This is a genomic window from Xenorhabdus sp. SGI 60, assembly GCF_056632175.1.
The window spans coordinates 2,162,821-2,177,399 of the sequence record NZ_CP196860.1 but is presented as its reverse complement, the minus strand read 5'-3'; the positions used below and the strand labels follow the sequence as shown (position 1 = coordinate 2,177,399).

At 39.7% G+C, this 14,579-nt stretch carries 12 protein-coding genes and 1 pseudogene; 9 read left to right on the top strand and 4 right to left on the bottom strand.

Annotated elements, in window-relative coordinates; translation table 11 throughout:
- Positions 1-12: 12 nt before the first annotated feature.
- Genes ACSJJG_RS10180 through ACSJJG_RS10170 form a run of 3 tightly spaced genes read left to right on the top strand, consistent with a single transcriptional unit; the run spans position 13 to position 3,794 of the window.
- Positions 13-1,125 (top strand): ABC transporter permease, encoded by a 1,113-nt coding sequence (locus ACSJJG_RS10180; protein WP_481089283.1) that lies wholly within the window; start codon positions 13-15, stop codon positions 1,123-1,125.
- Positions 1,118-2,566 carry a TolC family protein gene (locus ACSJJG_RS10175; RefSeq protein WP_481089282.1) on the top strand — a complete coding sequence of 483 codons (1,449 nt, stop codon included), beginning with the start codon at positions 1,118-1,120 and terminating at the stop codon, positions 2,564-2,566. The genes ACSJJG_RS10180 and ACSJJG_RS10175 overlap by 8 nt, the downstream gene beginning before the upstream one ends.
- On the top strand, positions 2,559-3,794 hold the full coding sequence (locus tag ACSJJG_RS10170) for an HlyD family secretion protein (RefSeq protein WP_481089281.1): 1,236 nt from the start codon (positions 2,559-2,561) through the stop codon (positions 3,792-3,794). Before ACSJJG_RS10175 ends, ACSJJG_RS10170 begins: the two co-directional genes overlap by 8 nt.
- Positions 3,795-3,804: 10 nt before the next feature.
- On the opposite strand, the gene ACSJJG_RS10165 is transcribed toward ACSJJG_RS10170, so the two are convergent.
- Both ACSJJG_RS10165 and ACSJJG_RS10160 read right to left on the bottom strand, forming a co-directional pair.
- The gene (locus ACSJJG_RS10165) at positions 3,805-4,944 is read right to left on the bottom strand and encodes a cyclic peptide export ABC transporter (RefSeq protein WP_481089280.1); all 1,140 of its coding nucleotides are present in this window, start codon (positions 4,942-4,944) and stop codon (positions 3,805-3,807) included.
- A gap of 28 nt (positions 4,945-4,972) precedes the next feature.
- Positions 4,973-5,464, bottom strand: a pseudogene (locus ACSJJG_RS10160) (cyclic peptide export ABC transporter); the annotation flags it as partial.
- 550 nt (positions 5,465-6,014) lie between these two features.
- Between ACSJJG_RS10160 and ACSJJG_RS10155 the strand changes: the two are divergent.
- The 5 genes from ACSJJG_RS10155 (at position 6,015) to ACSJJG_RS10135 (ending at position 11,144) form a co-directional block, all read left to right on the top strand.
- Positions 6,015-6,938, top strand: coding sequence for a tyrosine-type recombinase/integrase (locus ACSJJG_RS10155; protein WP_481089279.1), 924 nt, complete (start codon positions 6,015-6,017; stop codon positions 6,936-6,938).
- A gap of 95 nt (positions 6,939-7,033) precedes the next feature.
- The gene (locus tag ACSJJG_RS10150) at positions 7,034-7,915 is read left to right on the top strand and encodes a DMT family transporter (protein ID WP_481089278.1); all 882 of its coding nucleotides are present in this window, start codon (positions 7,034-7,036) and stop codon (positions 7,913-7,915) included.
- A gap of 160 nt (positions 7,916-8,075) precedes the next feature.
- The gene (locus ACSJJG_RS10145; RefSeq protein WP_481089277.1) at positions 8,076-9,167 is read left to right on the top strand and encodes an amidinotransferase; all 1,092 of its coding nucleotides are present in this window, start codon (positions 8,076-8,078) and stop codon (positions 9,165-9,167) included.
- Between the two features lie 111 nt (positions 9,168-9,278).
- Complete coding sequence (locus ACSJJG_RS10140; protein WP_481089276.1) at positions 9,279-10,238, top strand: fatty acid desaturase family protein; 960 nt, start codon at positions 9,279-9,281, stop codon at positions 10,236-10,238.
- A gap of 39 nt (positions 10,239-10,277) precedes the next feature.
- A complete protein-coding gene (locus ACSJJG_RS10135; protein ID WP_481089275.1) occupies positions 10,278-11,144 on the top strand; it encodes a hypothetical protein in 867 nt (288 codons plus the stop codon).
- A gap of 81 nt (positions 11,145-11,225) precedes the next feature.
- On the opposite strand, the gene uspE is transcribed toward ACSJJG_RS10135, so the two are convergent.
- Together uspE and ACSJJG_RS10125 are read right to left on the bottom strand one after the other, a co-directional pair.
- The gene (gene uspE / locus ACSJJG_RS10130; protein ID WP_481089274.1) at positions 11,226-12,170 is read right to left on the bottom strand and encodes a universal stress protein UspE; all 945 of its coding nucleotides are present in this window, start codon (positions 12,168-12,170) and stop codon (positions 11,226-11,228) included.
- A 127-nt stretch (positions 12,171-12,297) separates the two neighbouring features.
- A complete protein-coding gene (locus ACSJJG_RS10125; RefSeq protein ID WP_374053536.1) occupies positions 12,298-13,053 on the bottom strand; it encodes an FNR family transcription factor in 756 nt (251 codons plus the stop codon).
- 265 nt (positions 13,054-13,318) lie between these two features.
- Between ACSJJG_RS10125 and ACSJJG_RS10120 the strand changes: the two genes are divergently transcribed.
- Positions 13,319-14,206: a dimethyl sulfoxide reductase anchor subunit family protein gene (locus ACSJJG_RS10120; RefSeq protein ID WP_481089273.1), complete on the top strand. Its 888-nt coding sequence runs from the start codon at positions 13,319-13,321 to the stop codon at positions 14,204-14,206.
- Positions 14,207-14,579 lie beyond the last annotated feature (373 nt).

The window sequence follows — 14,579 nt, the reverse complement described above, 5'->3', positions numbered from 1 at the left end:
AGGGAAAGTACATTGCTTGCTTTATCGGGCATTGCTATTGGTTGCACTTCGGTTGTGGCATTTGTTAATACCGGACATAACGCGACACTGGCTGCGTTGAAGATGTTCAGCGGGCTGGATATCAACGTCATTACAGTAGATTTGTATTCCTATGATCATGGGGTCGGTAGTGAGTCAATTACAATGGCCGATCTGACAACGGCGGTTCCGGGTTTATCTTCCGCAGCCCCCTGGATCTATTATCCTTCTTCTGGGCGCTATAACGGGAAAACAGAAACATTTACCATGATAGGTTCCTCTGCGGAACTTGAGAAAGTCATGCAATTGCGACTTCGTTATGGACGATTTATCACTGATTATGATCAGCACTCTCCTTATGTGGTCATTGGTAATGAAGTCGCTGTTACCCTTGGTGAAGGGGAGCCATCCCGTATACTTGGCAAGCAGATTCAGCTTGGCAACTATTTATACACCGTAATTGGTATTTTCGATATAAAAGGGCAAAACCCTATTTTTCCTTTTTCGCTGGATTCAGTGGTGATTGCGCCCATTAATGCCATGCGTAAAATCTCACCCAATACCGATTTAAATGGCATCATTGCTCGCACGATAACGAACGCAACTACAGAAACCGATGCGAAAGATTTATTGACGTTGCTCAAGCGCAAGTTTCCAGCGGTTGATATTGACGTTCGGGTAGCCCAGCAACTCCTGAAAGGACAGACAGAACAAAGCAAAACCTTTTCCTTTATGTTGATCGGATTGGCTGGTATTTCACTGCTTACCGGCGGTATTGCTATTTCAAATGTGATGCTGATGAACGTTTCCGCCCGACGAAAAGAGATCGGGTTACGTATGGCTTTAGGTGCAAGAACTCAGGATATCCGGCGCCTTTTTTTGTATGAAGCGGCGGCATTGACTTTGGCCGGCGCCATTCTTGGTACACTGGCAGGGGTTATCGTCTCCTTTCTTTTTGTCCTTTATTCTGGTTGGTCATTTTCTTTAGCCCCTTTGTCTATTCCTTTAGGGATAGGTAGTTCAATCATGGCGGGACTTATCTCCGGTTTTTATCCCGCACATAAAGCCTCTCAAATGGAACCCGTACAGGCATTACGTGATGATTAAAAAATATTTTCTTTATGGTTCTTTGAGCTTGTTTTTCCTTTTTCCTCAAACAGCGCTTCTTGCATCTGAACAGGAACGAGAACCTGATTACAGTCTGCATCGGGAAGCCTCAGAAGAGGCGATAGGCTTATCGTTGAGTGATGCAATATCGCTTGGTTTAAGAAATAACTACGCAATACGTAGTGTTTATCTGGATCGTATCGCCCAGAAATTTGATTTACGGGTAGCAGAAGATCGATTTACACCAAAGCTACAGCTAAGTGGGCGTTACATTGCGGGTAAAAATCAGGATGAAAATTTCAGGAAAACCAACCTTTCTCCGAATGCCACACTACTCACTCCGTTGGGAACGCGTTTCACTCTTTCCTGGACGCGTGAGAACACGAGATCTGGGGTAAATAATTTTCATAATGATGGTGCAAGTATTACTGTAGTACAGCCTCTCTTACGAGGAGCAGGAACTGATGTTAACAATGCCCCGATCTTATTGGCTAAACTCCAGGAACAAACCAATAGGTTGAATTTAAAAGCGACTATTTCCGATTCAATCACGCAAATAATTTTCGCATACCATGCATTACTCCGTGCTCAGGAGCAACAATCATTATCAGTTGCTTCCCTTAAGCGGATGCGGAAATTAGTCGAGATTAACAAAGAGTTGATTGATGCAGGCAGAATGGCCCAGACAGATATCATACAAACGCAGGCTGATCTGGCCATGCAGGAGCTTTCGGCAAAAGAGGCGGAAAACAATCTGCATTCCACAAGGCTGGCATTACTTAAGTTACTTGCCCTAAACCATAAAACCCCAATCTATGCTACAGATACGCTAAAAGGAACACATATCAGTCTGCATATTGAACAATCAATTGCCAAGGCACAAGCCCAGCAGCCTGACTACCTTATTCAATTACTTTCTGCAAAGACAGCCGATATTCAATTATTGCAGGCCCGAAATAACCGGCTCTGGGATTTATCACTGGTTGGCGGCGCATCTCAGAATCGCTCTACTTCTGAAACCCGAAACTGGGAAAATTTTGTGGGTATAAAATTGGATATTCCAATTGGTGATATGACTCAGAAACAAACAGAAGTTCAGGCGAAAGTCAATGTCCAGAAGCAAACCTTACGCTTGGAGGAGGAAAAAGCACATTTGGAACAAAAAGTCATTAATGCAATCCGTGATACAGAATCACGCTGGCAGGAATATCAATTAGCAATAAAAGCCAGTTCTCTTTCTCAAAAGAAACTCGACATTGAACAGGAAAAGTTACAAGCTGGCCGATCCAGCAACTTTCAGGTTCTGAGTTTTGAAACCGACCTAAGAAATGCCGAAAATGCCCGCCTGAATACGCTTATTCACTATCTCAATGCTCAGGCTGAACTGGATCAAATTCTTGGTACTACACTGGAAAGCTGGGAGATAACACTCAATGATTAAACGTTATCGATGGGCCATCGCTGGCATATTTATTGTGGTGGCTTGTTTTTTTACCTTTTTATCCTTAAAGCCATCGCCAGCTCAGGAGTCAGTACAATGGATTGAGGTAAAACAAACTGTTATAGAAAAACGGCTTGGCTTGGTCGGCCATCTACAATCTGCACGTCTTGAAACTATACCCGCGCCGTTTGATGCAATTATCAAACAAGTTTTGGCCAAAGAAGGGCAGTGGGTGAAAGCAGGTCAAACATTAGTTATGCTTGATACCCGAAAGATCGATATTGATCTTCGGCAAGCGCAAGTTGAGATGATCAAGGCTTCATCTGTCGTTGACCAATTGCATGATTGGGAAAACAGTCAGGAAGTTATCCGGGCCAGAAGAAACGTCGAAAATGCAAACCATATTGTTATGGAACTGAAAAATAATCTCGCCAAAACACAGGCTCTGTTTTCACGGGGCATCGTGCCAAAAATGGAAGTGGAAACTCTCCAGCAGCAACTTCGCCGACAACTGACGGAACTTGCTTCAGTACAGGACGATCTTGCATCCATTCGACAAAAAGGAAGCATTAATAACGTGCGTGTTGCAGAAATGGAGCTTCAAAATGCAACAAGCCGCTATATGGCGCTACAAGAACAATACCTACATAAAGAAATCAAAGCGCCATTTTCGGGGGTTGTGCTTAGGGCAACACAGGGAGAAAGTAAGAAGCTCTTAACGATTCAGACAGGAGTTCGGGTCACTGAAGGAACGCCTTTACTGGAAATTATGGACACAACCCAATATCAGGTACTGGCGCAGGTCGAAGAAACCGATCTCGCCAAACTCAAAGAAGGGCAGGCAGTAAAAATTAGTGGGGAGGGATTTTCTGAGCACCCTCTGGATGGAGAAATTGAAACCATTGCGATGCAAAGCGTGAGTACGGATAAACCAGGATCGGCGATTTATTATGATGTTGTGATTAAAGTGACTTCATCTATGAATCAAGGTTATCCCATCAGACCCGGAATGAGTGCCAAAGTCAATATTGTTATTTATCGCAATGAACAGGGAATAGTTGTACCAGAATCAGCACTAAAACGCGCCAACAATGGACAATTAACCGTAAACTGGCGCCCGGATTTAAAACATCAAGCTATATCCCGCCTGGTAACTGTCGGGGAAGCTATGCCGGAAGGTATAGAAGTCCATGGGCTGGAAGAGGGATTTATCGCATTGCCGCGTTGATTGTCCAGCCTTACGGTACGGTCTCGTCTTTGACAAGAAGTCGACCATTTTCCAGCTTGATACAATGATCAGCCAAGTGGAAAAAACGATCGTCGTGTGTAATAGCCAGTACTGCTTTACCGCGTGCGGCTAATTCGGGCAATAATTCCTGATAGAATACAGCTTTAAACAGCGGATCTTGATCGGCAGCCCATTCGTCAAACAGATAAAATGGCCGGTCTTCCAAATAAGCAACCACCAAGGCAAGACGTTTTCGTTGTCCCAGTGATAGATCTCGGGTCGAGAAACAACCGTGCTCAATCTTTACCTTGTGCTCTAAATGTAGTTTAGCGAGTAACGCGTTGGCACGTGCATCCAGTGTTGAATCTGAGTCACTCAAGCCCACCAAAGTTTCGAAAAGGTGGAAATCAGAAAAAATCGCTGAAAATAATTGTCGGTAGTTTGCTCTGTTGCTGTCAGTGATTACATGTCCATCAACGGTAATGACGCCACTTTCAGGTGCATAAAGGCCGACTAAAAGCTTGGCGAGTGTCGTCTTACCACTGCCATTACCACCGATCAGAAAAGTAATTTCTCCTCTTTTAAGTTCCATATCAATGGGACCGAGTTGGAATACTTCATCCTCTCTCTCCCGATAATAGCTGTGGGTAAGGCCAGACAGGCGTAGTGAGTGAACTTCACCAAATTCGTTAGCAGAGATTTGCTGACCAAAGTGATCTTGTTCATTCAATTCAGCAAGTACATTTCCAATGCGGTGCAGCGACACACGAGCGACATTCAATGTTGGAATACTGTTTAACAGTCCATCCAGGGGCATCAACATAAACAGAAAGATAATCAAATAGCCAGCCAAAGTCGCTGTTCCAAGAGACGGCATCACAGTCGGGGCGAATATCACTACACCTAAGAACACATAAAATAAGAAGAGGATCCAGCCAGTGCCAAAGGCATAAACACTAAAAGCACGAGTACGATGCTGGCGTACCGCATCAATCTCACTGCTAAGTGAGTGGGTAAAAAAAGACTGGGCGCGTGAGAAATGCAACTTCAACTCTTTTGCACCAGAAAATAAGGCGTTGAAGTGATGAAAAAGACGATCTTGTGCCTTGCCTGCTGCTTTGAATGAAGAGATCGCTCTGGAGCCGCCCAAGACTATAACCGAGTGAACCAATGATGACTACAGCCAATGCTAAAGAGAATACAGGCCAGGATAACCAGGCCAGATAACCGAGGCAACCTAGTACGATCGCTCCCTGCATGATGATATTGGGTAAGGTGAAGAATAATATTGATACATTAGTTGTATCATCAGTAATAATAGATTGACCTCGAGAAGTACCAAGTAGCTCAATCTGACGAAAGGGGGCACGAACAACGCGCTCTGAAATAAGTTGGCGCATCTTCGCTATTGTGTTCTGGCTTAATTTAGCGAAAATCACGCCACTCAATATGCGACAGGTAATAGCCAGCACCGCCAGGATACCGAAAGACCAAGCGAACGAAGAATAATTTTCGCTAGGGATTGTCACTGCTCTATTAATTAATGTAATCAAAGAGACACTGGAAATACCATTGGCGATACTGGCAAGGACAGCAATGGTAAGTGTCCAGCGTGAACGGAACAAAAGTGAGAATAAAATTTGATGGGCAGGTTGTTTTATTGTCGACATGTTCATTTATGGGTCCATAAATTATGTAGGTTACTAGCCAAAGCATTTATCCTTTCTGGCGAAGGCGCTTGTCCCGTAAGGCTGGCTAGGATAACGGCATTGTATCACCCTGTTTCATGATGTATCCTCAATGCACCTTAAATACATTATAATTATTAACATAACCCAAATTTCCCCAAAACTTACCAGATAAAAGAAGTGACAACGTCATAAAGCAAGTCAGTTGAAACCCTTTCCAGGGTAATCACTAATCATTTAAAGTAAATTTACAATAAATTCAAAGTGTTAAGGCATGACATATTTAGCGTATTTTTTATCGCAACTTATCTACTTATTAAAATATACATTTGAAAAAGTAAGATTTATTGAATAAGATGGTGTGGGTGATTAGACGTAATTTTTACAGAGCGTAACTACAAAAGCGCAGCTAAACTGCATAAAAAACAAACCAACAGGGTAGGAAAATGGAAATGTCTGTTCCGTTCGACTATGAAAATAACAGTGATAAACAATCATTGATTGTGCCGACGATCCTCAACAAAAACAGGGTATGCTGATGTCGCTATCAGCAACGGGAAAACAGATATATGACAATCCCGCAATTGCCTATCTTGTCAGTCTTGGATCAAAACGCAGTCGCCAAACCATGAAATCCTTTCTGGATATCGTGGCAAAAATGTTGGGATATCAAAATGTGCAAGACTGTACCTGGCATGCACTTCGTCGCCACCATGTTCAAGCCATTATGGAAATGCTTTCAGATTCGGGTAAAGCTCCCGCAACAATAAATACTTATCTTTCTGCCTTGAAAGGTGTTGCATTGGAAGCATGGACAATGAAACAACTCGACACTGACAATTTTCAACATATAAAACAGGTGCGATCTGTCAGAGGAAATCGATTGCCAAAAGGCAGGGCACTTGAGCGTTATGAAATAAAAACTTTATTCTTTACCTGCGAAAATGATATCAGCACAAAAGGGTTACGTGACGCAGCTATCATTGGTGTGCTTGTGGGATGCGGTCTTCGTCGTTCAGAAATTGTTTCTCTCGATATGAAGCACATTATTCGTCGCGAGCAAGCATTAAGAGTGATGGGAAAAGGTAATAAAGAACGGTTGTCCTATATGCCGGAAGGAACATGGGAACGTTTAAATCGTTGGGTAAATGAAGTGCGCGGAGATCACCCCGGCCCGCTTTTTACCCGCATTCGTCGTCATGATGATGTCACTGATAACCGTTTATCAGATCAAGCCATCTATCACATCCTTGAGACACGCAGAATAGAAAGCGGATTGGAAAAATTTGCCCCGCATGATCTGCGCAGAACTTTTGCGTCAGCCATGCTGGACAATGGTGAAGATATCGTGACTGTCAAAGATGCAATGGGGCATTCAAGCATCACTACAACCCAAAAGTATGATCGGCGTGGAGATGAACGTCTAAGAAACGCCGCCAGAAATCTGAATTTTTGACAGGGAAGATGGCCGTTATCCTGCTCTATTTTTGCGATCAAATATTATTCGACAGATTTTTACCTTTCTTAAATAACGATGACAGGTGTATTTGTATGACCTCAAAAACAACACTTTGGAGTGCTTACGGTTCAACTTCTCTTTTCGTTTTATTATGGAGTAGTGGCGCAATCTTTTCTCGTTGGGGACTGGATCATAGTTCTTCTTTTGCTATTTTGACGGTGCGTTTTGCGATTGCATTTCTATTTTTGTTAGCACTCTGCATGTTCAAAAAACATTTCTTTCCAGCTTCTGGAAGCAGGAATAAAATTGCGGCGGTTGGGTTACTGATCATTGGAGGATATTCGATTTTTTATTTTCTGGCGTTAGAAAATGGAATAACCCCAGGCATCTTGGCTACGGTAATGGGAATTCAGCCAATTATTACACTTTGGGTGATGGAAAGAAATTTCACCGCTCGCCGTTTAATAGGATTGTCTCTGTCGTTCATCGGATTAATGCTTGTTGTATTTCAAGGGTTAGTTTTGACAAAGTTTTCTTTTTCAGGAACTTTTTTTGCTTTAGCGGCTCTGGCTTGTATGAGTATCGGAGCCATCTTTCAGAAACAAATCCAGCAAGCTCCCTCTGAAGTATTACCATTACAATATGGTGTCAGTTTATTGCTTTGCCTGTTATTTATACCTTTCAAACCTTTCCATATTGAACCTGTCATCGGTTTTATTATACCTGCATTATGGCTTGGCTTAGTGATTTCTGTAGTAGCTCAATTATTACTTTATAGACTTATCAGAGCTGGTAATTTAGTTAATGTCACTAGTTTGTTTTACCTTGTTCCAGGAGTAACAGCAATAATGGATTACTTATTTTTAGGTAATGCGTTATCTATTTTAAGTATCGTGGGTATGTTCGCGATAATAACCGGTTTGGCTATGGTTTTTCGTGAAAAAAAGATAAATAAAATTAATAATTTCAAATAAATTCAAATGGCTAAAATCATTGTGATTTATATGGATTATTATTTTGTAGTCTTACAATAATAAAATAACTAAAGATCAGCGGAGTTGCTAATTTTTAAAATCTGATTAATCTCAACAGGCGGGGATAATGAATAACATTAAATAATAAAATGGGGGCAACATGAAAAAATTATCTCATTTAGAATCACCTAAGTCACCCGTCAATGCATTTACCGAGTGGGATCCACTTGAAGAAGTGATTGTTGGTCTTGTTGATGGTGCCAGATTTCCTACATGGCATATGGCACTGGAACCTGTATTACCAGATGATCAGGTCATTAATTTCCAAAGAAATGCGGGTCGTTCTTTTCCTAAAGAACGTATAGAAGCAGCATCTAGAGAATTAGAAGAATTTGTTCATATTCTTACAAATGAAGGAGTCAAAGTTCGTCGTCCCGATACCCAAGATCAATCACAAGTATTCGGTGCACCAGGATGGGCAACTACAGGATTATATTGTGCCATGCCTAGAGATATACTTTTTGTTATTGGTGATAATATTATCGAATGCCCGCTGGCATGGCGTTCTCGTTATTTTGAAACGTCAGCCTATAAATCTTTACTGAAAGAATATTTTAAGGCTGGAGCTAAATGGAGCGCTGCCCCTAAACCGCAATTGACTGATGAACAATATAATTTTAATTGGGAGAAAGAGGGTATAGAACAACAGAAAGTTGTTCTTGCTGTAACAGAGTTTGAACCCACTTTTGACGCGGCTGATTTTTATCGTTGTGGCAGAGATATAATTGCTCAGAAAAGTCATGTAACAAATGATTTTGGAATTGAATGGCTAAGAAGACATATTGGAGATGAATATCGTATACATGTTTTTGAATTTGATGATCCAAACCCAATGCATATTGACGCAACTTTTGTTCCTATTGCACCAGGGAAGTTACTGATTAATCCTGAGAAAGTATCGGAAATTCCAGAGTTATTTAAAGGTTGGGATGTATTGCATGCACCAAAACCGATTATTCCAGATTCCCATCCTTTATATATGACCAGTAAATGGATTAATATGAATATACTAATGTTGGATGAAAATCGAGTGATCGTAGAAAAGCAAGATGAACCCATGATAGCCGCAATGAAACGTTGGGGGTTCACACCTATTCCATGTAATTTCAGGAATTTTAATAGCTTCGGTGGATCTTTCCATTGTGCAACTTTAGATGTCAGACGCCGAGGAAGTTTGCAATCTTATTTTTAATAAAAAATCATTAATAGTGAATATCTGGCAAGGCTAATCATTATATTTTACATAATGAAAATATTAACTTCAAAGTATATTTACTATTGAAATTTTAACAATGAGGTAAATATGAAAATATGGAAATATTCCACTAAAGATTCCATCATGTTTATTTTTAGCTTGTTAAATATTATTATAAGTATAATGCTATCGTCATATTGGAGTGGTTTTTCAATTTCAAATTGGCTATTTAATATGGCTATTCTTTCATTTATAGCCACATACAATGTTATAGTCATTTCACATTTCTTTAGTCATACTCCATGGTTTATATCGCCAACTATGAATGGTTTCGTTTCTATGCTCAACTCTATCAATATAGGGCAATCAATCCAAGCTTATCAATTTACACATGTCAGAAATCACCATAGATATCATAATGATAATGGTGATCCTATTAAGGATAGTTCGTCAACATTTTTGGGCGGTAAAGATGGGAAACATAATACATTATTGAATTATGCTTTTTTAGGCGGACTCAATACCCTTTATAAAATTATCCCTCATATGTTATGGGCAATATTTTCATGGAGAAAACCTTTCAGTCAATATGATCGTGGATTTGAAAAATTAATTTCAAAAATTGAGGCTAATAAGAAAAAAGAACTTATCCAACTGCGTTTGGATCGGCTTGCTATGTTTGTTGGACTGGTTTTTTTCTTTACCTTATCCTGGCAATGGACATTGCTTTGTTATTTACCATCATTATTAGTCGCTTTTATTTTGGTTAATATTCAAAACTATTATGAACATTATGGATCAAATCCAGAAAATCAATTCTCCAATTCAGTCAGTTATTATGGGAAATTGTACAATTTATTAACTTTTAATGATGGTCACCATCAAGAACACCATATTTCAGGTAGCACACACTGGAGTTTTCTGCCTAAATTGCGGGAAAGATATGCTTCTAAATTTAAAGAACAGGAGAGAATAGTAAGTCCCGTTCCTGCAATTGTAGGCTTTTTGCATAGGAAACGAAAAATGTTATATAAAACTCAAGATATAAAAGAAAGAATCCAAAAATAAATTAAACGAAATATGATTCAATATATTGAAGGAACAGTCATGACGCACAAAAATTTATCACTCACAGGAGTGAAGCTGGAAGAATCAGAATTTGTTATACATGAAACTGAAGGCCGCATAGAAAAAAGTGCTGTTGATGCTCTTCTGGATGGTCATCTTGCAGCATGTCGAATCCGTCATTTCTTATCGTGGGAGCAACGACAAAAAATCATTGATAATTTTTGGCTATCTACAGCAAGAAAACCCCGATATGGTGACGGGATAGATGGTATAGAAGGGTATTTCCTTGGTGCTTCTCACATAGAAAAAACAACGCTTGCGTATTTCAAAGAGGTTGAATATTTTCGTCCAGCAATTACTCAACTTTTTCAGGGGACGCTTAATCCTCAAGCATATTTTATAGCGCAATTAAATGATTCGCAGTCAGAAAACTTATTACAGATTCGTCCAGCCATGTATCAAGGAATGCCAGCTGGTGATGTCAAAGCAGTCTATTGGAATAATTCAGGAGAGTTTTTGTTATTACCTCACGATGATTTAGCTCAACTTAGCGATCCTCGACAAAATGATTTTGAGATTCAGGGTATCAAGCGTGTCATGGCGGTCAATTTTTATGCGGAAGTTCCACAAGGGAGCGGGCAATTGAAAGTGTGGAATATTGACCCTGATATGGAATCACGTTCTGCTCTTGGACTCACCCACAGTGGTTTTCCTTATCCTACAGATCTACTCGAAGAACATGAGAGTATGGTCATTGATATAGCGCCAGGGGATTTGATCCTACTCAATGGCAATTTGATACATGCAGTTTTAACTGGAAATGCCAATCAATTGCAGGAAAAGCGGCTACTCATTACATGCTTTATGGGACGTCACGAAGATGGCGATATTATTTGGTGGACATAAGTTCTGAAAAATATTGTTGATGATAAAACGTGAGATTGCCCGAAATGAAGGTCGGGCAATCTATATCAACGACTAAGCACGTTAGTCTACATCTATCTTGATTGGGCAAACGAAACCATCAGGCTTTATAGCCAACAAATCACATCTTAGTCGATCGATGACATGTTCGGCAGTATTGCCAAGAAACGCGGCTGATAACCCCGTTCGACCAAGAATACCTAAAACAACCACACCAGCATTGAGTTCATCACATATTTCAGGGATGACTTTTTCCGGTATACCCTCATGAACGTGAGTTTGCTGCTCATCAATATAGAATTTCTGTCTCAGCTCTTTCATGGCGATCAAATGTTGGCCGCGCAACGCCTGGTTATACACATTAGGGTCAAAGTCAGGTAATTCAGTTGCAATATTTAAAGGTGCGACTGGATAAGCGCTAACGAGATGGATCAGAGGGTCTTTTACAATTCGATTGGCAAGTTCTTGTGTCTCACGCACCAATTTCAGATTCAATTCATTATGGTAAGGTTCTTCATTAGATAAATTGACAGCAACAACAGCAGAACCATTTTCTGGCCATACTTGATCTTTTACCATCCAGACAGGGCAAGGGCACTTACGTAACAAATGCCAATCAAGTGGCGTAAAAATCATCGATTCCAATCGGGAATGTTGATGTGCCATTTTCAATAATAAGTCGTGATTTCCAGTAATAACTTCTTGAATGATGGCTTCATAAGGGCGATTATGCCAAACCACTTTGATCTCAATATCAATGCCTGATTCAAGGTAGTAATGGGCTTGCTGTTTTATCCAAGCGACTCGTTGGCCTATGACACCTTTTCGCATAGCATTTCTTTCTTCTGGAGAAAGTAAGGTGGTCATTTCATATGAAAAGTCATAAATAGGTAAAAACGCTTTAATCTGCCCACCACTGCGTTGCACGATATAGACGGCACGCCTTAATGCGGGCTGATCATCCTGATTAGGGTCAATTGCAACCAAGAGGTTTTGGTAGTTTGCCATATTGAGTTCCTCGCAGAGTCTGAATGCCTCTTTCGTACAGAAGATAAACCAATATAAACAACTATAACAAGATAAGAGTAAGCCAGATCAGCAAAATATAGTGATCTGACCTAAAATTTAACTAACGTTAGGACGCATTAGCTGGGGACTTGCCAGCCAACACGGTCAATTTATTCATATCTTCGATCGCAATATACTTACCTTTGACAGCTAAAATTCCATTTTTCTGGAAGCGGCCAAGTAGGCGACTAATTGTCTCAACAGTCAGGCCTAAGTAATTACCAATGTCACCGCGTGTCATAGTAAGGCGGAATTCACGCGGTGAGAAACCGCGTTGTGAAAAGCGGCGTGACAGGTTGTAGATAAAAGCGGCCAATCTCTCTTCTGCGTTCTTTTTGGAAAGCAACAGGATCATTTCTTGATCACCTTTGATTTCTCCACTCATCAAACGCATCATTTGCTGGCGGAGATTGGGCATTTTCCCAGAAAGGTCATCCAGCGTTTCAAATGGGATTTCACATACCATTGAAGTTTCCAAAGCCTGGGCAAAGCTTGGATGTTCAGTATTAATGATGGCATCAAATCCAACTAAATCACCCGCAAGGTGGAAACCTGTAATTTGTTCATCACCTTCTTCGGTAATGGTATAGCTTTTGATGGTCCCAGAGCGGATGGCGTAGAGTGATTTTAATGCATCACCGGCCTTAAATAACGTTTGCCCTTTCTGGATAGGTTTCTTACGCTCAATGATGTTATCAAGCTGATCAAGTTCATGTTCATTTAAGGTGAAAGGAATACAAAGCTGGCTAATGCTACAATCCTGACAGTGGATTGCACAACCACCAGATTGAATCCGACGAATAATACGTTTTTCCGGGATCATAGGAAATGCTCATTAGAATTGATTGATATGTGTAAATTTAACATATTTAGGTTGCTCTGATAAGGACAAAATATTGCCATTAATCGTAGTATTTATCATCACTAGTGGAAAAAATAAAATTTTTTTGTCTTAACGTTGAACTTGCGTAAAATTTTAGCTATTCAACATAATAGCTCAATCAAACTGAAATTGAATTAATAATATATGGATATAATACGCGTCGATGATGTTATTTGGTTACAGATAGATGGAATAGGGTTGTGACATGAGTGAATGGTCATTAATTGCATTTACAATGATAGTACAAAGCTCGGTGGGGCTTGTATTGATGAGCGGGCTTTATACTTACTGGATTAGGCATGAGTTAAACACATGGCAACATTCAGTGACTATTTTTGTGCAAAAAATATTACTAAGAACATTACTAGTCAGTAGTGCATTGGCAGGGATAGGATTGGCTGCTTCTTTGAACATTATAGAATACCCATTTAGTGTTTATCACACTTTGCAGAACATAATAAATGAATGGGTAAACATAGAAACAATTTTTTCTGTCATCTATTTTGGTTTGCTGGTCTTATACACACTTTTTTTTGCGATCACAAAACGCGCATATGTTTATATTATGCTGGTAATTGGGGTTATTGGTTTAATTGACCTTTATTATATGGCAATTATTTATGTTAATAGCGCCATGATTACCTGGGCAAACATTAACACCTATTTTTTATTTTATAGCGCAGTATTTACGTTAGGGCCTGCATTGGCGCTGTCATCTATTTCCTATCCATTAGGAAAATATCTTCGAGGAATATTGCCTATCAAATTAGTGATGGCTGCTTTGCTGGTTGTTTTCATTAGCGTTACCATGCGACTGATTGAGCAACCAGCCTATATGGAGTGGCTATCAGAAATCACAATTGTTAATGATAATGTTATTTTTCCACATCAAGCTGAATTCAATATCAAAAGCGCCTTTGGATTAAGAATCCTTTCATGGTGTTTGTATATTATTGCAATGGTAATCTGGACTTATTCACTATGGAAAATAAGAGATAACCAATTGATTAGTAACAACTATTATATTCTCATCGGAGCAGCTATCATGTTTGTTGCTGAAGTGATCAATCAATATACATTTTTTATTATGTGAAACCTATGATAGATAATTCATACTGTTTCAATTGATTATTCTAACTCTTTTCACTCTTCTCTCGACATAACGTAAACTGGGACCTTGTCACAGTTTACGTTATACATAAAAGTAACATTATTTATAATTTCAATAGAAATATTTTCAGTGAAATACTATGGGGTAATTATTTTCATTTCTTTGTGGTAGCGCACAAAATTAAAGTTAATTATTAACTTATTATTAATAATGCAAGAATTATTTTTCATCTCTATATAAAATAGATTTATTCGACATAATATTGCAGAGTGATTTTTATGCAATTACAGTGATTGAAAATCAAACAATTGTTTTCAGTTAGTGATTGTGGGGGTTTTATCACCTCCGCAAGACA